The organism is Streptomyces sp. SID14515 (assembly GCF_010548505.1).
Lineage (GTDB): Bacteria > Actinomycetota > Actinomycetes > Streptomycetales > Streptomycetaceae > Streptomyces > Streptomyces caviscabies.
Genome location: NZ_JAAGMH010000107.1, coordinates 90,102 through 112,347 on the forward strand (window position 1 = coordinate 90,102; position 22,246 = coordinate 112,347).

The window sequence follows — 22,246 nt, forward strand, 5'->3', positions numbered from 1 at the left end:
ACGACACAGACGCTTCGCACGCGGGGCGTTCACCTACCCCGGGTCATGCCACGTCGGTTCCATTCGCGAACACCCGGTGCAACCGCCGGCCGCCCCTGGGTGAGGACTAGGCCTGTCCGGTTTTCGCCCCCGCCGGTCCGGATGTTGTGCCCACCCGTCCGGATGCCGACGGAAATCGTCCGCCGGGAGCCTCCCCGTACCTTCACAGTTCCTGCCGTCGAACGGTCCCCGTAACGCCTCTGATGGGTCATCATCGAAAAGGCGGCACGTGCCCGCCGGACGGCCGAGCGGAGGAGGCACGGGTGCGCAATCGGGTGCTCGCGGCGGACGGGCGGCATCTGATGGTGGAGCGGATGGGGGACCCGCGGGGAAGACCGGTCTTCCTCCTGCACGGCACCCCGGGCAGCAGGCTCGGGCCCGCGCCCCGGGGCATGGTGCTGTACCAACGCCATACGCAGCTGATCACCTACGACCGCCCCGGATACGGCGACAGCGACCGGCACGAGGGCCGCCGGATCAAGGACGTCGTCGAGGACGTCCGGGCCATCGCCGACTCCTTGGGCCTGGAGCGGTTCGCCGTGGTGGGCCGCTCCGGCGGCGCTCCGCACGCGCTGGCCTGCGCGGCGCTGATGCCGGAGCGGATCACCCGGACCGCGGCGCTGGTCAGTCTGGCGCCCCCGGACGCGGCCGGTCTCGACTGGTTCGACGGGATGACCGCGTCCAATGTGCTCGCGTACTCCACGGCGGCGGACGACCCGGACAGCCTGGCGGAGTCCTTCATCGTCCGCTCCGCGCAGATCCGGCGGAACCCGGTCCGGCTCCTGGACGATCTGCGCCGGGAACTGACCGACTCCGACCGGATGGTGGTCAACGACGCGGGGATCCGGTCCATGCTGCTGCGCAACTACAGCGAGGGGCTGCGCCATTCGGCGTACGGCTGGATCGACGACGCCATCGCGTTCTGCAGCCCCTGGGGGTTCGAGCCCTCCCGGATCACCGGCGAGGTGCTGCTCTGGCACGGGGTGCAGGACGTCTTCGCCCCGGTCGGCCACTCCCGCTGGCTGGCCGGCCAGATCCCGGGCGCCACCGCCGTACTCGAACCGGCGGCGGCCCACTTCGACGCGTTCCCCATGCTGCCCCGGGTCCTGGACTGGCTGCTGGACGAGCGGGAGCGCCCGGACCGGACGCCGCCGACGGCGGTGCCGGGAGGGTGAGCCCTCCCGGCACCGCCGGTCACACCGACATCGGCTCCAGTTCCCGCCGGAACCGCTCCTCGGTCCGGGCGATACGGACCAGCGGATGGTCGTCGCCGAGCTGCCGCGACAGCTCGGGGACGATGTCCGCCCGCAACTGCACCGCCTGGTCCTCCCGACCCATGGCGTCGAGCGTGACCGCCATGTTCGAGGTCATGGCCAGGGTCTCCGGATGGTGCGCCCCGAGCGCCTCGCGCAGCTGCCCGGACAGCCGCTGCTCGGTCTCCAGCACGATGTCCAGCTCGCCCCGGTCCGCCGTCGCGCTGGCCAGGTTCATCACACAGAACAGGGTATTGGGGTGCTCGCGGCCGAAGGTCTCCCGCATGGCGGCGACGACGAGCTTCAGCACCCGCTCCGCCGCTTCCGGCTCCCCGGCCCCCGTCAGATAGACGCCGAGGTTGTTCTGCGCCGCCAGCGTGTACGGGTGCTTCTCCCCCGGCACCTTCATGTACTGGTCGACGACCTCCTGCGCCGTGTCCCTCGCCTCGGCGTTCTCACCCGCCGCGAACAGATCCGCGGCGAGGTTGAGGTCGCAGGCCAGCGAATCGGGGTTGGCGCTGGTGTACTTCGCCCGGTAGCGGGCGCGGGTCGCCACCGTGAGACGGCGCGCGTCCTCCAGCCGGCCCGCCCTGCGCAACGACACCGCGAGGCTCTTCGCGGCGCTCAGCGTGGCGGGGAAGCTGCGGCCCATCGTCTCCTTGAAGCTGTTGTACGTCGTGTTGAGCAGCCCCACCGAGTCCTCGTACCGGCCGACTTCCCGCAGGTCGCGGGCGAGGTTCATGGCGGAGGACAGACTGTAGGGGTGTTCCGCTCCGAGCACCTGGGAGCGCAGGTCGTAGACGTCCTGGTCGATCTCCCGGGCGCGGGCGTACTGGCCGACGCTGCGCAGGTTCAGGGCCAGGTTGTTGGCGGCGGCCAGGGTCCGCGGGTGGGAGTCGTGGAAGATCTGCCCGAACCCCTCGTGGGCCTCGGTCGCCATCTCGATCGCCCGCGCGTAGTCCCCGAGCAGACCGAGGTCGATGGCCAGGCTGCTGGTGGTCATGTACGTGTGCGGGTGCTCGGGCCCCAGCACCGCCCGCTGCCGTTCCAGGGTGAACTCGTCCAGCTCCTTCGCCTCCACGTAACGCCCGCGCGTGCGCAGGATGTTGGAGAGGTGGAAGCAGAGGTAGAGGTACTGCAGATCGCGCTCGCCCAGCTTCTCCCGCCAGATCTCCCGCAGCTCGTTGCCCAGCGCCCCGGCGGTCCTGACGTCGCCGCGCTTCCAGAGGTAGCGGACCCGGTCGATCAGGAGCCTGCGGGTCTCCGGCTCCTTGCAGTTGCGGGCGTCGGAGGGGCCGAGGTGCGGCCAGATCGTGGCGAAGCGCGGCCAGGTCTCCGGGTTGTCTATCGGCTCGTCGTCGTCGGGCCGGGCGCCGGCGAGGATGCGGTGGACGACGTGCCGGGCCTCGCGCTGCTCCTCCTCGCTGAGCTGCGCCTTGATCACGGCCTGGACGAGGCGGTGCACCTGGATGGAGTTGGAGACCTGGTCGACCTTGGCGAGGGCGAACCGGCCGATCTCCCGGATGACCCGGCCCAGCACCAGCTTCTCCTGGAGCGAGGAGTCGTACGGCTTCAGCGCGTCGATCATCTCCTTGCTGTAGAGGAGGTTCGCGGAGATCGGCTCCGGGGCGAAGAAGGCGCAGAGCTGGAGCAGCCGTACGGCGGCGGGCGAGCGCTCCTTGAGCCGGGCGATGGAGATGTTCCAGGTCGCGGCGACCGGTTCCGGGTAGCCGGCCGGCTGGTTGAGCGCGAGGACCTGGGGCGCCTGCTGGGAGAGCTGTTCGAGGTAGGTGTCGATGGGGGTGGCGGTCTCCGCGATCCAGGCGGCGGCCTGCTCCACGGCGAGCGGCAGATCGCCCACCGCGGTCGCCACCTGGTCGGCGTCCTCGTCGCTCAGCCCGGGGGCCCGGCGCTGGAGGTGCTCGATCGACTCCTCGCGCAGGAAGACGTCCACGGGCAGCGCGTCCCCGTGCTGGGACCAGCTCTGGTTGCGGGAGGTCACCAGGATGTGGCCGGAGCCGCCCTGCGGGAAGTAGCGGCGCAGCTGCTCGGGGTCGTCCGCGTTGTCGAAGACCAGCAGCCAGCGGTCCGACGGCACACCGCGCCGCAGCAGGTCGACGGCCTCCTGGGAGGCGGCCGCCATGTCGTCGCCGCCCTGGGCGCCGAGCCGGACGGCGAGTTCGGCGAGCGAGGCGACCACGTCGTCGGGCTGCTCGGACGATATCCACCAGACCAGGTCGTAGTCGGCCATGAAGCGGTGCACGTACTCCAGGGCCACCTGGGTCTTGCCGACGCCGCCGAGTCCGTACAGGGTCTGCGGCTGCGGCAGGACGACGGCCAGGCCGCCGCCGAGCTGGTCGCGCATCCGCTCCAGGACCAGCGAGCGGCCGGTGAAGCCGGGGTTGCGGGGCGGCGCGTTCCAGATCCTCGGCACGGTGCCGGGGAAGCGGGGCCCGGGCGAGACCCCGTCGGCCACCTGCACCGGGCGGTCCAGGGCCCGCATCACGGCGGTGGTGGCGTGCACCTCGTCCAGCCGGAAGAGGTCGACCGGGTTGCGGTCGATGTACGGAGAGGTCAGGCGTACGTCCCCGACCCGCAGGGGGACCAGTCGGCGGCGGCCGCTGCCGACGGCCTCGGCGGCGGTACGTTCCCACAGCTCGACCGCGCGCTGGGACTTCAGGTAGGCGCTGGAGAGCAGCACCACGGTGCGGGCGGCGCTCTCCGCGGTGGCGTCGGCCGCCTCCTCCGGGGGGCGTTCGGCGGAGACGTCGCGCGGCACGACCCGGAATCCGGCCCGGGTGAGGATCGATTCGAGCCAGTCGGCCCACATCCGGTTCTCCGCCACATAGCTGAGGTAGAGGTCGGCGGGCAGGGCGGGCCTGCGCCGGGTGAAGGCGTCGCGGATCCGCAGCCGGATCTCCTCGCCGATCGGGGGCATCGAGGTGATCTCCCGGTCGGTGATGACCGCGGTGAGCCGTTCGAAGGCGGAGAGCAGCGAGTTGGTGAGCCCGGCCTCGTCGCCGAAGGTGGCGAGCGTCTCCTCGTAGGCGTAGTAGGGCCGGTAGGGGATCTCCACCGCGCCCCAGTAGGCGGTGAGTTCGTCGCCGGAGAGATCGCGGGGCAGCCGGTCGAACTTGAGCCGGGCCAGCGCCCGTCCGGCGTCCGCCTTCTCCTTCTCGCCCTCGTCGATGCGCATCGGGACGGGGTAGAGGGCGATGGGGCGGCCGGTGTTGCGCTCGGCGATCTGGCGGGCGACGGAGGCGGCGCCGTCGATGGACTGGTCGCTGAGGGTGAAGCAGTCGACGAGCACGTCCGGGAGGTGGACGGTGCAGATGTCGGCGATGTCGCTGAGGCCGGTGCGGCTGTCGATGAGGACGTAGTCGTAGTTGGCCTTCATGTCGTCGCGCAGCGCGTCGAAGAAGTGGCCGCCGCCGAACCGGTCGTAGAAGTTGTCCCAGTCGAAGGTGGAGACCGTCGCGGAGTACTCGCGGTTCTGCCGTCCGGCGGAGACGAAGTCGAGCGTGCCGCCCTGCGGGAACTCCCAGCCCAGCGACTCCGGGGTCAGCGACACGGCGTGCGGCTGGATGCGGGCGTAGTCGCGGTGCCAGTCCTCGGCGCGCTGGGCGGGGCTGGTCGCGGCCCAGGCGTACTCGGTGATCAGGTCGATCACGCCGGTGGTGGCGCCGAGCGTGGCCGGGTCGAGGAAGGGGTGGAAGAACCGGTGCAGCCCGGGGGCCTCCAGGTCCCAGTCGACGGCCAGCACCCGCTTGCCGTTGGCCGCGAGGATCCAGGCGGTGTTGGCGAGCGCCATGGTGCGCCCGGTACCGCCCTTGTACGAGTAGAAGGTGACGATGCGCCCGTCACGACCGGCACTCATAGGTCCTCCGCTTCCGTCGCAGGGTCGTGCGGGTCGGGTATGTAGCTCGTACTGCCCATGGGGCCGGTGAGCCGGGTCCGCTCGCCGGATCCGCCGCCGGATCCGGGCGGGTAGGCCTTCGCGTGCTTCAGATACTGCTGGGCGGCCACCTCGACGACCTGGGGCAGGAGTTGGCCGAACGCCTCCATCGTGGGCACTCCTTTCGCCGCCGCGCGGCACAGGGCCCGGCCCTGGCCCATCTTGATCGGCATGGTCGCTTCGAGCTTCTCGACGAGCTCGGTCTCCGCCGCTCTGCTCTGGTGGTCGTCACGGCTCCACGGCACGACCATGGTCACCCAGGGCCGGTTCTCGGCGTCGAAGGCGGCGAGCCTGCGGCGGTGGTCCTCGTCCCGAAGGGCCCAGCGGTCGACGAGCAGGATCTCGGGGGTGCTGGGCGGAGCCTTGCCGTCGTGCCGGTCCTCGTCGAACGAGGTGATGACCGCCTGGTAGTTGAGCGAGCGGACCAGTTCCTCGGCCACATAGGCCAGCGGGCGAGCGGCGGCCGGGTAGTAGGGGTTCCAGTCCTGGGGGTGGTCGCCGTAGTGGTCGCTGTTGCGGCCCTCGGGCAGATCGTGGCGGGTGGGCGCCGCGATGGTGATCTGCATCGGCCGGGGTGCGCCGACCCCGCTGCTGGGCGAGCCGAAGGCGCTGGGCGCGAGGCGGTAGTCGACCGGTCTGCCGGTGTCGATACGGACCGAGTCGGCGACGCTGACGATGCGTTTGGCCAGTTCGTAGACGGCCCGTTCGTACTCCTCGGCGAAGAGTCTGAGCTTGATCAGACCGTAGAGGCCGTCGCTGACGTACCGTTCCCCGAAGTCGCGGTGGTTGAACTGCAACCGCTCGGCTGAGCCCGGCAGTTGGCTCGGCGGCACCGGCACCCAGAGGGCCGGGACGATGGCCTCGGCCGGCTGGTTGGAGCGGGCCCGGTGGTGGATGGCCCGCTGTTCGAAGGCGTACCACTCCTTGCCGCACATCTCGCTGGCGAAGTAGCGCGGCGAGAAGAGCGGGACGAAGACCCGGCAGGTGGCGAGGACGTCACCGAGCCGTTCCGACCAGCCCTCGCCGGAACGTATCTCCCGGTCCATGAATCCCGCGGGCGCGCCCGCGGGTAAGTCGGTCATGGCCATCACATGGCCGCAGAGATCCTGGAATAGCCGTTCGACCCACATATCGGGGTCCGTGCCGCCGCCGTACCCCGGTGTGTGGGCGTAACTCAGAAAGAAATACGGCCGATGGCCCACCGCTCGCTGTTGCGTCGATGCGTGCACACGACCCCCGTCCTGTGTGAGCACTCGCATCCCAGAAGGAGGAAGGAAGTGCAAGCGAACTCATCATTCCGGAGCGGACCGCTTTCCACCCCCCTGCCGTTCGGTCATTCGAACGTCACTTTCCGGTCAGACGACAGGACGTTCGACGGGATGACCGGACGGCGGGACGATCCTGCCGCGATTCTTCCCGGCCGCACTCCGTGTTCCGCTGATCTCCTTGCGGACAGCGGCGATCAGCTGTTTTCCGTCGACCGTCACCTCCGCCGCGTTCTCGATCATGTCGAGGGCTTCCGGAACACCCGTGAGGAAGCGCGGATCGTACAACCCGAGCCCCGCCCGTTCGAATGTCTCCGCCAGCAGTCGGGAGAACGTCACGTGTTCGCTCCCCCAAGGCGTCCGATGTTCCCAGGTACCGTCCAAGGCGTAAAGATCCGTCACTTCACCGAGCGCCCGCAGTTTCGCCCGGCGGAATCCGCTCAGCAGGCCGAGTGCCAGCTCCTTACCGTCGGCCGTCGCCCCGACGCCGAGCGCGCCGTGCCCGTGCCGCCCCGGCTCGGCCGCACCGGCGACCAGCGGGGTCACCGTGGTGAGCGTCCGGGCCGCCTCGGCCGCCTGCTCCGGAACGGCGTCGGCCAGCAGCGCCCAGGCGTCGGCGATCCGGTGCGCCCAGGCGTCGGCCCGCTCCGCGGTGAGCCGGTCGGCCGGGGCGATGGCGAAGCCGTCGCGGAAGGGGTCGAGGTCGTCGAGCAGGAGGGCCGGAGCCGGCGCCTGCCGCAGGACGCGGACGGGGCGCCAGTGCGGGCCCTCCGGTTCCTCGCGCGCGATACGCAGCTCCGGGCCGGGAGCGGCGGGAGCGCAGGGAGTGCCGGGCGCGATGTCCGGCCCGCGGACGAGGAATCCGTCGCCCGTGGCGCGCACCACCACCACGCCCCGCTCCCCAGGCCCGCCGACGACCGCGGTGCCGAGGGTGGGCAGATGCAGGCTTCCGTCCCGGTACGCCACCGGCACGGGCAGGTCGAGCCCGGCACGGACGGCGGCGGCGGCCACACAGGCGCCGAGCCGTTCGGCGGCGGGCTCCGTCAGGCCGCGGCCGGCGTGGACGTCCTCCAGCGCGCCGACCAGCCAGGTGCGGGTGTAGGGGTGGGCGAGCACCGTGTCGAGCGCCTCGGCGCCCGGGGCGTCGGCCTCCAGGCTCGCCGCGAGCCGCCACGCCTCGTCCCAGAGCTCGCCGCCCTGTCCGTCGAGGGTGTCGTGGAGCGCCGCGAGCAGGGTACGGGTCAGGTCCAGGTGGGCGGCGAGCAGCGCGTCCGGCGCCCGGACGACGGGCGACTCGGTGGCGGCGGCGGTCCGGTCCTCGATGCCGCGGATCAGGGCGGCCAGGTCTTGGCAGTAGACCGAGGGGTTGTCGAAGCCGCCGTCGGAGCCCTGCTCGGAGCGGTAGCGGTGGGTGTAGAGCCCGCCGCCGCACGACCGTACGACCGGGCAGCGGCGGCAGGTCTCGCTGATTCCGGCCAGGCCTAGCTGGCGCGCCCGGACGCCGGGGTGGGCCGCGACCTCGTCGAACGTATTACTGAAGACGTCGAACCCGGTGGCGGCGGCGCCCTCGTAGGCGCTCTTGAGCGAGTCGACCTGTTCCAGCTTCCCGTCGGTCTCGATGACGACGAGGTCGGTGGGGGCGAGGCCGAGCGACTCGGTGAGACTGGGGCCGCCGTTCAGGCTCGAGAGCACCGAGGCGAACATCCGGACGGGCATGGGGCGGCCCTGCTCCGTCCAGCGGTCGAAGACCGCCAGGAGCCATGCGGCGTACGCGGTGGGCGAGCCGTCCGGCCGTGGCGGCGGGTCGTCCCAGGTGGCGTGCGGCAGGAGGAAGTCGACGAGCGGGGGTTCGAGCTCGGCGAGGGCGTCGTGCACGGCCACCGGGTCGTTGTGGATGTCGACCGTGCACAGCAGGCCGAGGTCCAGGTGGCGGTAGCGCTCCTCGCGGAGCAGTTCGACCGCTCGCATCACCAGCGGGTGGCTGCTGCGTCCGTTGGCGAACCGGCGGTGGCGGTCGTTGGCCGCGCGGTCGCCGTCGAGCGAGATCCCGACCCGGACGTGGAATTCGTCGAAGAGGTCGAGGTAACGGGGGCTGAGCTGGACGCCGTTGGTGTGGATCCTGAGGTCCAGCTCAGCGATGCCGTTCAGGGCCGAGCCGAGCTCCTCGCAGACCCGTCGCAATCGCGCGGGCCCTGCCAGAAGCGGTTCCCCGCCGTGCAGGATCACTGTGACGGAGGGAAGCGCATGAGTCGTCGCATGCTCGGCCAGGCGCCGGGCAGTCCAGGAAATTGCCTCGTCAGAGATGGTCTTGGGGCGGGTCTGCCAGCTCTGATCTGCATGTTCGTAGACATAACAATGGTCGCACGCAAGATCACACCTGCTGTGCACTTTGAGCACGAATTCACGGAAGGGGACCAGGGGTCCTGTCATTCCGCCATTCTATCCACTTCTGACGCCGGCTCAGAGAGCCGAACTGAAAGTGGAAATCCGGGTGGACCGGGCCGTTGTCGCACCGATTGCACGGTCGAGCTTCCTGGCGGCCTCGGCGCTGCGGACGTCGGTCGCCGCGAGGGTTGCGCGGGTCTTCGCAGAGGCGAAGGCGGGGGTGGTTCCGTAGGTCTTCACGGCCGTCCTAGGGGGATCCTGAAGGGGTCTGTTTCCGGACATTGAAACGCTGCACGGATTCCGCGTCATCACACGGCCCGGCACGCGCACTTTACTACCGCTGAGGCCCCTGCACATGCCGGCGGACCAGCCTTCACATCGGGTTTTTCGCGTCGAAACATCTCTTCCGCACGACCGCCCGGGTGAGCGGAGGACGGGCGGCGGATTCGGCTGGCCGTAGAGCCGGCCGCTCTTTTGCCGGCCCTTGCAGGTGAGGGGCTTTCCACGGCCGGGGAAGCGGCCCGCACAGTTGCCGGACGGGCGCATCCCGGCGGGCCCGGCCCGACCCCGGCCGGATGCGCCGGGACGCCTCGGTGGGGACGGCAGTTCACTCGTTCACCGGTTCCGCGCCGGGCACGTTGTGCTCCGCCCGGGAGCCGCGCATGCAGTCCAGGACGCGTTCATGGCTGTCGCCCACGACGTCCGTGACCCGCACCCGGATCTGGAGCGCGTCGACCCGCTCGACGAACCGCTGCGAGAACACCCCCACCGGCACGGTCTCGTAGTTCCCGGTGCCGACCAGCGGAAAGCCCTTCCCGAAGGCGATGAGCTGGTAGTCCTGCCCCACCGAAAGACCGTCCGCCGTCAGGGTGGCCACGACGTCCGGGACGGCGACCCAGGGCGCCGTCGCCGCGTCGGACCCGTCGCGGAGCACCACGCGGCACTCCCAGCCCTCGATCACGGCGATGTGCTGACCGCCGTTCAGTATCCCGACGCGCCACGCGGGTTTCCCCTCGGCGAGCAGACCCTTGCGCCAGGAGCCGCGCCAGCCGAGGTAGGGCCGGACCGTGCGGGCGTACTGCGCCCTGGCCAGTACGGCGCCGGCCGCCACGGCCAGCAGGCTCCCGAGCGCCTCCATGTCCACCAGTTGCAGCCGCCAGGGCCAGTCGTCCCGGGCACCGGGCGAGACGTTGGCCCGGACGGCCTCCCACAGCAGGACCAGGATCAGGACCGCGAGCAGCACCAGCGGAGCGGTGAAGAGCAGCGGGCTGCGGCGCACCCGGCGCTGGCTGTCCCGGAGCGGTATGGCGTCATCCACCCCTCCGTCCCCGTCCCCCTCGATGGCCCCTCCCCCGCCCGGAGGTGATCGCGCCTCGTGAAGATGGCGGCAACTCACCTGCTTTTCAGTCCAGTTGGGCAACCTTGCCACAGTGCAGCCGGGCGCGGAAGAACACCTGCGCGGAAGTGGCCGAACCCTGCCGCACCAGCCGTCCGAGGAGCCCGGACGGTCTTGCCGCGTCCGGCCCTCCCCCCTACTCTCGTGGCCCCGGGCGGGGCAGGCGCGACCGACCGGCCGGGTCATACGACAACTGCAGACGGAGGCGACCATGACGGCGTTGCCCGAGCCGCTGAGATCCATGGTCTTCAGGAACGAGGACCTGCCGGCCCTGTTCCACCACACGGACGCGGTCGCCGTGGCCCGCCAGCGCGAGGCCGTGAACACCACCCGGGTGCAGCTGGCGCTGCTCGTGGCCGGCACGGTGCCCGCCGCGCTGCCCTGGCACGCCGAGGACGGTCCGGCGTCCCAGGCCCTGTACGGGGCCGCGGTGCTGGCGTATCTGGGCGTGCTCTTCGCGACCTTCCTCGCCTCCCAGCGCAAAGCAAAGTCACATTGGCAACTGAACCGCTCCGCAGCGGAGTTCATCAAGTCCAACTGCTGGCGTTACGCGGTCCACGGCGCGCCGTTCGACAGTGCGTCCGGGCACCCGGAGGCGCTGTTCGCCAATCGGCTGGAGGACGGCCTCCAGGAGCTGCGGAAGGTGGGCTGGGCCGATCCGCGCGAGGAACTGCCGGATTCCGGCGGTCTCATCACGGAGTCCATGCGCGCGTTACGGAACAAGGCCTACACGGTCCGCAAGGAGACCTACGTACGGGACCGGCTCATCGAACAGCGGCGCTGGTACCGCCGGCGTCAGCAGGCCTCCCGGCGCGGGGCGTTGCTGTGGTCGGGCGCCATCGTCGCGTTGACGCTGCCGGCGTTGGCGCTGAGCGTGTTGCAGACCTTCGGGGTGGGCCGGTCGTTCGGGCTGACGGGGGCGCTGTCCGCGGCGGCGGCGGCCTGTCTGGCCTGGAACGAGATGCGCCGGCACCATCCGTTGATCTCGGCGCACTCGCTGGTGGAGAAGGACCTGGAGTCGATGCAGGCCGCGATGGAGACCACTCTCACCGAACGGCACTGGCCGGCGGCGGTGTTCGAGACCGAGCGGATCGTGTCGCCCGAGCACACGGACTGGCTGGTCCGGCACCGCGTGTGAGCCGGGGCCGCCGTTTCGGTCCGGCCGGGGTCAGCCGCGCAGGACTCCGTCGCGCCAGATCACGGTGACCGGGCGGCCCAGGGTGCGGGCGTACGTCACGATGTCGCCCGTGCCGCCGAGGCCGCGGGACGGGAGGCCGTCCCAGACGGCGAGCAGCCGGTCGCAGTGGTCGGCGATGTAGGCGCCCGCGGCGTAGTAGGCCTCGTCGGTGGAGTGCGGGAAGTCGAGCCGGACCTCCCGCACCGCGCGGGCCTTGAGCATCCGGTAGCGGGCGAGGTCGGCGGCGTTCTCGAAACAGGCCTCGTAGTCGCCGCTGGGGATCACGGCGGTCAGTTCGGCGCCGCAGGTGAGGGCGAGGTCGGCGAAGAGCTGGTCGGCGCCGACCGCCAGGCTGGAGAGCGCCTGCGTCGCGCCGTCGAGGCCGCACAGCGCGGCCCGCAGCCCCGCGAGCACATGCGCCTCGGCCTCGGCGGGGATGGAGCGGTGACCGGTGACTCCGATGCGGTTCACGGACCTGCTACCCCCTGATGCCAGCGGAGCGCACCCTCGGGGGCGGGTCCGCCCCCGTCGCCCCGTCACGACGACCCGTCGTGGCGACATCCTCTCAAGAGCCCCCCGGCGAGCGGGAGCCCCCGTCCGGAATTCCGGACGGGGGCACGTATGTACGGACAGCTCCGTACGCTGCCGGGGCGGGGCCGGTCAGTACACGCTGACGCCGTACGCGCTCAGCGCCTCGGTGACCGGCTGGAAGAAGGTCGTTCCGCCGGAGGAGCAGTTGCCGCTGCCGCCGGAGGTGAGACCGATCGCCCGGGTGCCGGAGTAGAGCGGGCCGCCGGAGTCGCCGGGCTCGGCGCACACGTTGGTGCGGATCATGCCGTAGACGACGTCGCCGCCCCCGTAGTTGACGGTGGCGTTCAGCGCGGTGACCGATCCGCTGTGGGTGCCGGTGGTGGAGCCGCGGCGGGTGACGGCCATGCCGACGGTGGCGTTGGCGGCGCTGGTGATGTCCTGGCCGCCGACCGTACCGTCCTTGGGGATGGTGGTGTTGGTGTAGCGCACGATGCCGTAGTCGTTGTTCGGGAAGCTCGATCCGGCGGTCGTGCCGAGCACGGTGGTGCGGGCCGAGTTGGCCCACCAGGTGGTGGCGCCCTGGGTGCAGTGACCGGCGGTGAGGAAGTAGTAGGTGCTGCCGCTGCGGACGTTGAAGCCGAGGGAGCAGCGTCCGGTGCTGGAGTAGATCGCGTCGCCACCGGAGATGAGCTTGGTGAACTTGCCCGGGGTGCGCTCGATGCGCAGGGCGTCGGCGTTGGCGCCCGCCGACTTCTTGATCTGGTTGATCTCCGCCTGCGAGACCGTGCTGTCGACGGTGACGACGAGGCGCTTGGACTGCGGGTCGATGTTCCAGGCGGTGCCCGCGATATCGGCGCCGAGCACGGCGTCGCTCGCCGCGGTCAGCTGGTTGGCGCTGAACGTACGGGGGGTTTCGGCGTTCGCGGTGGGGATGGCCATCGCCGCGACGGCGGCGAGCCCCGCGAGTACGGCCGTGGTACGGACGCGTCTCGCCGCGTTGGAGCGGTTGTTGGTGCGCTTGATCCTCACTTCGGGTTCCTCCGAGGGGAATCGGGGGCCCTCCTGTGGGGTGGCGGGCCCGTGAGGCGCAGTCGGGGGCCTGTCCGGATTCCGGAGTTGCCGTGCCCCTGACAATCGCTGACCGGAGTATCGAGGGGGCCGGACAGGAGGCGCAAGAATGCCTTTCGGCCACCTGGACCCCATACGCATCCGGCCCCGGGAGCCGTGGGGCTGCCGGGGCCGGAGGGGCTTCTCGCGGGTCAGGCGTCGATCCGGTTCCGCTCCCCCGCCGGGACCGCCACGGCGAGCGTGTTGCCCGGGGGCGGGAAGGGGCAGATGAAGTGATCGGCGAAGGCGCACGGCGGCAGCAGCGCGCGGTTGAAGTCGACGTTCACGCTGCCGTCCGCGGCGGGCGCCCCGGGCCGCAGGAAGCGGAAGCGGTAGCTACTGTTCCCGCTGGTCGCGTCGGCGAAGACGGCCCACAGCGACCCGTCCGGTTCGACCGCGACCTGGAGCGTGCGCTCCTCGCCGTCCACCGTGAAGGCGATCTCGCCGCCGAGCCCGAGGCCGCGCTCGACCCCGTCCGCGTTGGCCACCCGTACGGTCCGGTCCGCGCCGTACGGACGGAAGGTCCCGGGCAGCGCCCAGCGGGGGTCGTACGGAGTGGCCTCGATGGTCGAGAAGGCGTGCCGGGCGGCCGATCCCGGGTCGAAGTCCCGTACCGCCCAGAGCCCTTCGCGGCGGAGCACCACCAGCCGCCGCCCGCCCTGCGCCACCCGCGAGTCGTCGATCGGCCCGCGGTCCGCGCCGAGCCGGACCTCGCCGGTCAGCGGCTTGCCGTCGACGGCGATGCCGTCCTCGGCGGCAGCCGTGAGGACCACCTCGTCGCCGTCCTCGCGCCAGTGCCCCGGGACGGCCGGAATTCGCCCTTCCGGGTAGTCGGAGAGCCAGTGGGTTCCGGTCAGGGCGAGAGGGCCGTACGGGGCGGCGACGGCGACGACGCGCCCTTCGTGCCACCGCTGCCAGTCCTGCGCGGCGTCCGGCCCGCCGCCCTGCTCCTGCTGCGTCGCGTCCGTGCTCATGCGGTCAACCTTTCCATACCGGCTCCGGCAGGCCGAGGTGCGACCGCAGCGTGGAGCCGGTGTATTCGGAGCGAAAAGCTCCGCTCTCCTGGAGGAGCGGCACGACCCGGTCGACGAAGTCGTCCAGGCCGCCCGGAGTGAGATGGGGTACGAGGATGAAGCCGTCGGCGGCCCGTTCGTCGACGAACGCGGTCAGCTCCGCGGCGACCGTGGCGGGCGAGCCGATGAACGACTGCCGGGTGGTCGTCTCGATGACGGTCTGCCGCAGCGACAGCCCCTTGGCCTCGGCGAGCGCGCGCCAGCGGGCGACGACGGCGAATGGGTCGCCGTGCCGGACCCGGCCCTGGGTGATCTCGGAGTCGGGGACGGGGTCGATGTCGGGGAGCGGCCCGTCGGGGTCGTACGCGGAGAGGTCGGTGCCCCAGATCTGTTCGGCGGTGAGGATCGCGTTCTGCGGCGAGACCTGCTGCCGGCGGATCTCGGCGGCGTTCTCCTGGGCCTCGGCGTCGGTGTCGCCGGTCACCACGGTGACGCCGGGCATGATCTTGAGGTCCTCGGGCTGCCTGCCGTACGCCGCGAGCCGCGCCTTGACGTCGGCGTAGAAGGTGCGGCCCGCGTCCAGGGTGCCGTGCCGGGTGAAGATGATGTCGGCGGCCGAGGCGGCGAACTCCCGGCCCTCGTCGGAGTCCCCGGCCTGGATGACCACCGGGTGGCCCTGCGGCGAGCGCGGCACGGTGAACTCACCGGAGATCGTGAACTGCGGCCCCTCGTGCGTGAAGGGCCTCGATGTGCCGTCGGGCGTCCAGGAGTCCCACAGCTCCCGGGCGGTGGCGACGAACTCGGCGGCCCGGGTGTAGCGGTCGCCCCGGTCCAGATAGCCGCCCCGGCGGAAGTTCTCCCCGGTGAAGGCGTCGGAAGAGGTCACCACGTTCCAGGCGGCGCGCCCGGCGCTGAGGTGGTCGAGGGTGGCGAGCCGGCGGGCCAGTTCGTAGGGCTCGTTGAAGGTGGCGTTGACCGTGGCGGCCAGGCCGAGCCGTTCGGTGACGGCGGCCAGCGCGTTCAGCACGGTCAGCGATTCGGGCCGGCCGACCACGTCGAGGTCGTGGACGCGGCCGTTGTGCTCGCGCAACCGCAGCCCCTCGGCGAGGAAGAAGAAGTCGAACTTCCCGCGCTCCGCCGTCCTGGCCAGGTGCTCGAAGGAGGAGAAGTCGATCTGGCTGCGGGAGCGCGGGTCGGCCCACACGGTGGTGTTGTTGACGCCGGGGAAATGGGCGGCGAGGTGCATCGGACGGGGCACGGTCAGGCCTCCTTCGCGGCGGTCCTGGCGGCGGCGTACCGGCTGACGGGGCGCACGAGCCCCAGGTGTTCGCGCAGGGTGCCGCCGGGGTGGAAGGTACGGAAGAGGCTGCGGTGCTGGAGGAGGGCCACGGTGCCGTTGACGATCCTTTCGAGGTCGCGCTCGGGGGTGATGGGCGTGAGGTGGAAGCCGTCGGCCGCGCCGGAGCGGTGCCACTGGGCGATGAGGTCGGCGAGATCGACCGGGCCGCCCCGGAAGTAGGTGCCGCGCCCGGCCAGCTGCGGTCCGCTCTCCAGTCCGGGCTCCGGCGCGGTCTCCACGTCGCCCAGGTCGACGGTGAGCGCGACCAGGACCCGCAGCGCCTCGGGGTCGCGCCCGTGGGCGGCGGCCTTGGCGCGCACCTCGTCGCGGACGGCGGCCGCCTGCTCGGGGGTGGTGGCCCGGATGTGGACGACGTCGGCGTGCCGGGCGGCCGCTTCGCGGGCCGGTCCTGTGGTGGCGTCGATGACGGTGACCGGGCGGCCCTGCGGCGGGCGCGGCACGATGGCCGGGCCCTTGACCGTGAAGGTGGAGCCCTCGAAGTCGACGTAGTGCAGCTTGTCCCGGTCGATGAAGCGGCCCGTGGCGGTGTCGCGGATCTCGGCGTCGTCCTCCCAGCTGTCCCAGAGCCGCCCGGAGACGTCGGCCACTTCCCCGGCCTCCTGCCACAGCGCGGCGGGCGGCGCGGCGGAGCGTCTGCCGAAGAGCCGGGCCTCCGCCTCGGTGGTGGAGACGTCCGCGCTCCAGCCGGCGCGGCCCCGGCTCACCCAGTCCAGGGTGGCGACGGCCGAGGAGACGTGGAAGGGCTCGGTGTGGGTGGTGGTGACGGTCGGGACGAGGCCGATGCGGTCGGTGGCGGGCGCGACGCGGGCGAGGACGGCGAGCGCGTCGAGCCCGGGGCGGGCGAACGAGTCGCCGAGGGTGACGTAGTCGAGCGCGCCGTCCTCGGCGAGCTTGGCCAGCCGGAGGTAGTGCCCGGCGTCGTAGTGCGGCGGGCCGCCGATCTCGGCGGCCAGGTGGAGGGATGTACGGGCGGACATAACGGGGACCTCTCGGGTCGACGGTCGGTCGGGGGCCTCCGGTCCGCTTCCCGGCCGCGCGCCGGACGGGACGCGCGGCCGGGAGGCGGGCCCGGCGGCCCCGGGGTCAGCTCTTGGTCTTGGGCAGGCCGGGCGGGTTGATCTCCGACTTCTCCACGGCCTCGCCGCTGAGCCCCCAGCGCTCCAGGACCTTGCCGTACGAGCCGTCCTGCACGATGTGGTTGATCGCGGCGGCGTACGCCTCGACCAGGCCGCTGTCCTTCTTCGTGGTGGCGGCGATCTTGCCCTGGAGGTCGCCGCCGGCGCCGGAGAGCTGGCCGACGATTTCGGACTGGCCCGCCGTGGCGACGTGGTAGGCGGCGGTGGGGCTCGGGCCGAGGTGGGCGTCGATGCGGCCGGACTGGAGGGCCAGGTAGTAGTCGGTGTCCTTCTGGAAGTACTTGATCTCCACCGGCTCGCGCCCGGCCTTGACGTTCTCCTCGCTCCACTCGACGAGGATCTTCTCCTGGTTGGTGCCGGAGGAGACCGAGATCGTCTTGCCCGCCACGTCGGCCGGCTCCTTCACCTTCCAGCCGGAGCCCTTCTTGGCCTCGAAGGCGATGTTGTCGAGCCGGTAGGTGGCGAAGTCGTACTTCTCCTTGCGCTCCTCGGTCACGGTGACGTTGGACAGGACGGCGTCGAACTTGGCGCTGTCCAGGCCGACGAAGAGGTTCTCCCAGGAGACCTCCTCGAACTGCGGCTTCAGGCCCAGGGTGTCGGCGACGAGCGTGGCGATGTCGATCTCGGAGCCGATCCGGGTCTTGTCGTCGGTGGCGTAGAAGCCGAGCGGCGGCGAGGCGTCCGCGCTGGCCCCGATCTTCAGCGTGCCGCGCTTGCGGATCGCCTCCGGTACGAGGTCGGCGGCGGCCGCGACTTTCTTGCCTCTGATGCGGTCCTGGTCGGGTCCGATGTTGACCCCGGTGTCCTTGTGGCCCTTGGGGGCGGCCAGGTCGCTGGAGGGGTCGGAGCCGCAGGCGGTGAGCAGACCGGTGGCGGTGAGCGTGGCGAGGGCGAGGGTGATGCTGCGGCGGACGGACACGTACGTACTCCTTGCGAGGGTCGGGAAGATGCGGGCGGGTCAGAGGACCTTGGAGAGGAACGCGCGGGTGCGTTCCTGGGTGGGGTTGTCGAGTACGTCGGCGGGCGGGCCCTGCTCGACGATGCGGCCCTCGTCCATGAAGACGACGGTGTCGGCGACCTCGCGGGCGAAGCCGATCTCGTGGGTGACGACGATCATCGTGGTGCCGCCGTGGGCCAGGTCCTTGATGACGTCGAGGACCTCGCCGACGAGTTCGGGGTCGAGCGCGGAGGTCGGCTCGTCGAAGAGCAGCAGGCGCGGTTCGAGGGCCAGGGCGCGGGCGATGGCGACGCGCTGCTGCTGGCCGCCGGAGAGCTGTCCGGGGTAGGCGGCCGCTTTGTCGGAGAGGCCGACCCGTTCGAGCAGCTTCTCGGCCGCCGCGACGGCCTCCTTGCGGGGGCGGCGCAGCGCCGAGACCGGCGCCTCGATGATGTTCTCCACGACGGTGAGGTGCGGGAAGAGGTTGAAGTTCTGGAAGACGAAGCCGATCTTGGTGCGCTGGCGCAGCACCTCGCGTTCGCGCAGCTCGTAGAGCTTGTCGCCGTCCCGGCGGTAGCCGACCAGGGTGCCGTCCACGCTGATCCAGCCCTGGTCGACCTTCTCCAGGTGGTTGATGGTGCGCAGCAGGGTGGACTTGCCCGAGCCGGAGGGGCCGAGGATGACGGTCACCTCGCCGGGCCGGACCGACAGGTCGATGCCGCGCAGCACCTCCAGGGAGCCGAACTTCTTGTGCACGGAGCGGATCTCGACCATGGCATCGCTGGGTGCGCTCATCGCACGGCCCCCTTGGCGTAGTGACGTTCGACGTAGTACTGGAGGACGGAGAGCGCGGTGGTCAGCAGGATGTACCAGACGGTGGCGACCATCAGCAGGGGCACCACCCGGCCGTTGCGGCCGTAGATCACCTGCACCTGGTAGAAGAGTTCGCCGATCGCCATGACGGAGACGATCGAGGTGCCCTTGAACAGCGAGATGATCTCGTTGGCGGCGTTGGGCAGGATGGAGCGCATCGCCTGCGGCAGGACGATCCGCCGCAGCTGCCGGAACTTGGGGATGCCGAGGGCGGCCGCCGCCTCCAACTGGCCGCTGCCGACGGCCAGTACGCCACCGCGCACGATCTCCGCCGCGTACGCCGCCTGGTGCAGGGCGAGGCCGAGGACGGCCGCGCTCGTCGCCCCGACGAGGTTCATCGTGTCGAAGGAGAAGAAGCCCGGCCCGAACGGGATGCCGAACTGCAACTCCTTGTAGAGGTAGGCGAGGTTGAACCAGAACAGCAGCTGCACGATGAGCGGGATCGAGCGGAACGCCCAGATGTAGCCGTACGCGACCGTCCTCAGGAACACGCTCGCCGACAGCCGCATGAAGGCCAGGACGACACCGAGCGCGAAGCCGATCGCCGTTCCGTAGACGGTCAGTTGGAGCGTGATCCAGACGGCCTTGAGGATGGTCGGCGCGGTGAAGAACTGCGCGAAGACGTCCCATTCCCAACCGGGGTTGGTGATCAGCCCGTTGAGGAACTGCGCCAGCAGGACGGCCGTCGCGACGATGGCGACCCACCGCCAGGGGTGGCGTACGGGCACGACGGTCAGCGCTTCGGGGTCCGCGCCGGGCCCGGCCGCCTTCACCGCGGTCGGTTCGGCGGGCGGATCGGCGGGCGGATCGGGTTCGGTGGATGGGTCGATGGGTGGATCGCTGGTCAGCGACATGAGTGGAGTCCTTGGGCGCTCAGGCGGCGGTGGTACGGGAAAGAGGCGGGCGGCAGGTCAGGAGGCGAGCCGGCCCCGACAGGAGAGGTCGCGCAGGAAGGTGAGCGCGGCGCGCGCGACCGCGTCGTTCTGCCGGAAGGCGGGCCCGCCGGTCCGGGGCCGGGTAAAAGCGCCGCTGCTGCGGGCGGTGGTGAACGGGCCCAGCGCGAAGCGGCGCGGGTGCGGGCGGCCCTCGCGGTCCAGCACCCGGCTGTCGGCCGGGTCCACGGAGAGCAGGCCGGTGTCGGTGACGGCGGCCCCGTCGTCGCGCAGGGCGCGCAGCAGCGGGCTCGCGGTGTGCCGGAGCGAGGGGTCGGGGAGGCGGGCCTCGACCAAGGCGCGGGCCTCGGTGTACGCGCCGGGGACGGTGGCGCTGGTGGCCCGGAAGACGCCGTGCTCCTCGTCGGTCTCCACGGTGAGGTCCGCGCCGAGGAAGCGGACGACGCCGACCCGGGAGAGGGCCAGGAGCTGCTGGAGGCGGGGTCCGGGCGGGCCGGAGGCCAGATAGCTGAAGAACCCGTGCCACCAGCCGCCGATGTCGCCGAGCCGGACGAGCTGGGCGTAGGCGGAGAGCAGCCCGAGGAAGACCGCGAGATCCTCGCTGTGCGCCGGGTCATGACGGCGGGTCAGGTCGGCGGTGATGTAGTCGCGCAAGGCTTCCTGGAGGGCCTCGGGCGAGTCGAGGCGGACCCCGTCGAGGGGCCGGTCGAGGGCGTCGAGGTCGAGCCGGTCGGCGGGGTCGGGCACGGCCTCGGCGACGATCCCGGCCAGCTCGGCGCTGCCCGGGTCGGCGGCGGCGTACTTCTCGGCGAAGACCTCGTGGGCCAGGGCGGTGCGCTCGGGGTGGGCGGTGAACAGCCGGTGGTAGTGGGCGTGGCCCAGCTCCTTCGCGACCGCCGGCCAGACATCGCGCCGGAAGTCGAGCGGCCCGGGCCGGCCCAGCAGCTCCTCGGTCCACGCCTGGTCCACGTACTTCGGCAGCGGCGGGCGTTCGCCGGTCCAGCCGTAGCCGATCTTCGCGTGGTACGGGACGCCGCGCCGCGATCCGACGTACAGCACGGGTTCGCGGCCCGACGGCAGGTAGACCCCGTCCTCGTGGCGTCCGCCACGCCCTTCGGTGAGCAGCACCATCAGATCGATGAAGGCGAGCCCGAAGCCCCGGACGATGACCGGCTCCCCGGGGCGCAGGGCCGCCAGGTCGCTGTCAGCGGTGAAGTCGGGCGGCAGGTGCACCAGATCGTGCCGCCGGGCGAAGGCCCCGAGCTCCTCCTGCTCGGGCTCCTTCTCGGCGTCCAGATGGCCCACGGTCAGCACGACGAGATCGGCGAGCAGAGGTTCGGCGCGGTCCTGGAGCCGGACGCGCTGGCGGCCGCCGCGCGCGCCGGTGACGGCGAGGGCGGTGGTGCGGTGCTCGTGCACGGTGATGCCGGGCGGCAGGGCGGCCAGGGCGCGGTCGTAGGTCCAGCGCAGATAGGCGCTCTGGAGGCGGCGGGTGGGGAAGTCCGCTCCGGCGAGGCCCTGTATCTCGGCCAGCACGGCGGGGTCCGCGTCCGGCACGACGCGGCCCGCGCGGACGTCCTCGGCCCAGGCGTCCAGGGCCGGGCCGGTCACGACGGGTCCGGCCAGTTCCACCGTCTCGTCGGTGAACATGGTGACGTCCTCGGCCATGGAGTTCATCCACAGCAGCGGCGACTGGTCGGGGCGCCAGATCCGTCCGCCGCCCGCCGGGTGGGGGTCGACCAGATGGATGTCCAGGCGCTGATCCCCGTACAGCTCACCGGCGTTGGCGGCGATGCGCTCGATGACGCCGGTGCCGCGGGGGCCGCCGCCGATCACTACGACGCTGGGGGCGGAGCTCATCGCGCACCCGCCGAGCCACGGGCGTAGTACCGCTCCACATAGCGCTGGCCGATGCTCAGCAGGGTGGTGACGAGCGCGTACCAGACGGTGGCGACGAGCAGCAGCGGGATGACCTGGTAGGTGCGGTGGTAGACGAGCTGGACGGAGTACAGCAGGTCCTGCACGGCGATGATGCTGACGATGGAGGTGCCCTTGAGCGTGCCGATCAGCATGTTCCCGGCCGGCGGCACGATGGAGCGCATCGCCTGCGGCAGCACGATGCGCCGGAACCGCCGCCAGGGTCCGAGGCCCAGGGACTGGGCGGCCTCCACCTGTCCACGCTCGACGGAGAGGATCCCGCCGCGCACGACTTCGGCGGCGTACGCGGCCTCGTGCAGCGTCAGCCCGATGACGGCGATGGTGACCGGGCCGAGGAGGCTGACCGTGGAGACGCCGAGGATCTGCGGATACAGGGCGCCGATGTTGAACCAGAACAGCAGCTGGACCAGGATCGGCGTGGACCGGAAGAGCCAGACGTAACCCCAACTGACCGCCTGGAGCACGGGGTTGCCGGAGAGCCGCAGGACGGCGAGGAGTGCGCCCAGCGCGAAGCCGAGCACCATGACCACCGCGGTGAGCCAGAGCGTGAGCCAGAGTCCGCGCAGGACGGGGACGGTGGCGAAGTAGGAGAGCACGACGTCCCACTGGAAGGCGTCGTTGCGGATGACGGAGTTCAGCGCCAGCGCAAGCAGCACGAGGACGACAACTGCCGCTGCCCAGCGGCCTGTTCGGCGTACGGGGACGATGCGCGGCACGACGTCGGCAGCGTCCTTGGCGAGCGTCGACGAAGAGGTGGGGGAAGAGGATGGAGAAGAAGGGGGCAGCGAGACGGTCTGCGGGGGCATGCGGAGGCTCCGTGGATGCTCAGATCGAACACGGGGCGTACCTTCACACCGAAAACCACACGGACCGGGCCCCTCAGCGCCGGTCCGCCTTCGAGATAAGCGGCGTACACCGGGCGTTGTCAAGCCTGTCCACACTGTGAGCCGTACATCTCACCTTGGTTGACGTGCACTCGGATGCCTGT

Annotated in this window: 16 protein-coding genes; 2 read left to right on the forward strand and 14 right to left on the reverse strand. The window is 71.4% G+C overall.

Annotation, left to right across the window (positions count from 1 at the left end; all coding sequences use genetic code 11):
- Positions 1–302 precede the first annotated feature (302 nt).
- Complete coding sequence (locus G3I54_RS24590; RefSeq protein WP_164617112.1) at positions 303–1,214, forward strand: alpha/beta fold hydrolase; 912 nt, start codon at positions 303–305, stop codon at positions 1,212–1,214.
- A 19-nt stretch (positions 1,215–1,233) separates the two neighbouring features.
- Here the strand turns inward: G3I54_RS24590 and fxsT are convergent, their stop codons facing one another.
- The 4 genes from fxsT to G3I54_RS24610 form a co-directional block, all read right to left on the reverse strand.
- Positions 1,234–5,169: an FxSxx-COOH system tetratricopeptide repeat protein gene (fxsT, locus tag G3I54_RS24595; RefSeq protein WP_164617114.1), complete on the reverse strand. Its 3,936-nt coding sequence runs from the start codon at positions 5,167–5,169 to the stop codon at positions 1,234–1,236.
- On the reverse strand, positions 5,166–6,506 hold the full coding sequence (gene fsxC / locus G3I54_RS24600; protein ID WP_164617117.1) for an FxsC protein: 1,341 nt from the start codon (positions 6,504–6,506) through the stop codon (positions 5,166–5,168). The genes fxsT and fsxC overlap by 4 nt, the downstream gene beginning before the upstream one ends.
- A gap of 96 nt (positions 6,507–6,602) precedes the next feature.
- The gene (gene fxsB, locus G3I54_RS24605) at positions 6,603–8,942 is read right to left on the reverse strand and encodes a radical SAM/SPASM protein FxsB, inactivated metallohydrolase extension form (RefSeq protein ID WP_239144546.1); all 2,340 of its coding nucleotides are present in this window, start codon (positions 8,940–8,942) and stop codon (positions 6,603–6,605) included.
- A 562-nt stretch (positions 8,943–9,504) separates the two neighbouring features.
- Positions 9,505–10,215, reverse strand: a complete 711-nt coding sequence (locus G3I54_RS24610) for a hypothetical protein (protein ID WP_164617119.1) — start codon at positions 10,213–10,215, stop codon at positions 9,505–9,507.
- Positions 10,216–10,504: 289 nt separating this feature from the next.
- Here G3I54_RS24610 and G3I54_RS24615 point away from each other — a divergent pair, with 289 nt between their 5' ends.
- The gene (locus tag G3I54_RS24615; RefSeq protein ID WP_164617121.1) at positions 10,505–11,431 is read left to right on the forward strand and encodes a DUF4231 domain-containing protein; all 927 of its coding nucleotides are present in this window, start codon (positions 10,505–10,507) and stop codon (positions 11,429–11,431) included.
- Positions 11,432–11,461: 30 nt separating this feature from the next.
- Here the strand turns inward: G3I54_RS24615 and G3I54_RS24620 are convergent, their stop codons facing one another.
- The 10 genes from G3I54_RS24620 to G3I54_RS24665 all read right to left on the reverse strand — a co-directional run bounded on the left by G3I54_RS24620 (position 11,462) and on the right by G3I54_RS24665 (position 22,064).
- Positions 11,462–11,941, reverse strand: coding sequence for a hypothetical protein (locus G3I54_RS24620; protein WP_164617123.1), 480 nt, complete (start codon positions 11,939–11,941; stop codon positions 11,462–11,464).
- A gap of 189 nt (positions 11,942–12,130) precedes the next feature.
- A complete protein-coding gene (locus G3I54_RS24625; RefSeq protein WP_164617126.1) occupies positions 12,131–13,030 on the reverse strand; it encodes a S1 family peptidase in 900 nt (299 codons plus the stop codon).
- 230 nt (positions 13,031–13,260) lie between these two features.
- On the reverse strand, positions 13,261–14,082 hold the full coding sequence (locus G3I54_RS24630; protein ID WP_164617128.1) for a DUF1684 domain-containing protein: 822 nt from the start codon (positions 14,080–14,082) through the stop codon (positions 13,261–13,263).
- 4 nt (positions 14,083–14,086) lie between these two features.
- Positions 14,087–15,367, reverse strand: a complete 1,281-nt coding sequence (locus G3I54_RS24635; RefSeq protein WP_164617203.1) for an NtaA/DmoA family FMN-dependent monooxygenase — start codon at positions 15,365–15,367, stop codon at positions 14,087–14,089.
- A gap of 14 nt (positions 15,368–15,381) precedes the next feature.
- Entirely contained in the window at positions 15,382–16,458 is a 1,077-nt protein-coding gene (locus tag G3I54_RS24640; RefSeq protein WP_164617130.1) for an LLM class flavin-dependent oxidoreductase, read from the reverse strand.
- Between the two features lie 106 nt (positions 16,459–16,564).
- A complete protein-coding gene (locus G3I54_RS24645) occupies positions 16,565–17,536 on the reverse strand; it encodes an ABC transporter substrate-binding protein (RefSeq protein ID WP_164617132.1) in 972 nt (323 codons plus the stop codon).
- Between the two features lie 39 nt (positions 17,537–17,575).
- A complete protein-coding gene (locus tag G3I54_RS24650) occupies positions 17,576–18,328 on the reverse strand; it encodes an amino acid ABC transporter ATP-binding protein (RefSeq protein WP_164617205.1) in 753 nt (250 codons plus the stop codon).
- Positions 18,329–18,345: 17 nt separating this feature from the next.
- Positions 18,346–19,281 carry an amino acid ABC transporter permease gene (locus G3I54_RS24655; RefSeq protein WP_164617134.1) on the reverse strand — a complete coding sequence of 312 codons (936 nt, stop codon included), beginning with the start codon at positions 19,279–19,281 and terminating at the stop codon, positions 18,346–18,348.
- A gap of 57 nt (positions 19,282–19,338) precedes the next feature.
- On the reverse strand, positions 19,339–21,180 hold the full coding sequence (locus tag G3I54_RS24660) for an FAD/NAD(P)-binding protein (RefSeq protein ID WP_164617136.1): 1,842 nt from the start codon (positions 21,178–21,180) through the stop codon (positions 19,339–19,341).
- Positions 21,177–22,064: an amino acid ABC transporter permease gene (locus tag G3I54_RS24665; protein ID WP_164617138.1), complete on the reverse strand. Its 888-nt coding sequence runs from the start codon at positions 22,062–22,064 to the stop codon at positions 21,177–21,179. Before G3I54_RS24665 ends, G3I54_RS24660 begins: the two co-directional genes overlap by 4 nt.
- Positions 22,065–22,246: the final 182 nt, after the last annotated feature.

Excerpts from the sequence above, each read along its gene's own strand:
- fxsT (WP_164617114.1), bottom strand. The coding sequence starts at position 5,169 with ATGAGTGCCGGTCGTGACGGGCGCATCGTCACCTTCTACTCGTACAAG.
- fsxC (WP_164617117.1), bottom strand. The coding sequence starts at position 6,506 with ATGCGAGTGCTCACACAGGACGGGGGTCGTGTGCACGCATCGACGCAA.
- fxsB (WP_239144546.1), bottom strand. The coding sequence starts at position 8,942 with ATGACAGGACCCCTGGTCCCCTTCCGTGAATTCGTGCTCAAAGTGCAC.
- G3I54_RS24615 (WP_164617121.1), top strand. The coding sequence starts at position 10,505 with ATGACGGCGTTGCCCGAGCCGCTGAGATCCATGGTCTTCAGGAACGAG.
- G3I54_RS24630 (WP_164617128.1), bottom strand. The coding sequence starts at position 14,082 with ATGAGCACGGACGCGACGCAGCAGGAGCAGGGCGGCGGGCCGGACGCC.
- G3I54_RS24635 (WP_164617203.1), bottom strand. The coding sequence starts at position 15,367 with ATGCACCTCGCCGCCCATTTCCCCGGCGTCAACAACACCACCGTGTGG.
- G3I54_RS24640 (WP_164617130.1), bottom strand. The coding sequence starts at position 16,458 with ATGTCCGCCCGTACATCCCTCCACCTGGCCGCCGAGATCGGCGGCCCG.
- G3I54_RS24650 (WP_164617205.1), bottom strand. The coding sequence starts at position 18,328 with ATGGTCGAGATCCGCTCCGTGCACAAGAAGTTCGGCTCCCTGGAGGTG.
- G3I54_RS24655 (WP_164617134.1), bottom strand. The coding sequence starts at position 19,281 with ATGTCGCTGACCAGCGATCCACCCATCGACCCATCCACCGAACCCGAT.
- G3I54_RS24660 (WP_164617136.1), bottom strand. The coding sequence starts at position 21,180 with ATGAGCTCCGCCCCCAGCGTCGTAGTGATCGGCGGCGGCCCCCGCGGC.
- G3I54_RS24665 (WP_164617138.1), bottom strand. The coding sequence starts at position 22,064 with ATGCCCCCGCAGACCGTCTCGCTGCCCCCTTCTTCTCCATCCTCTTCC.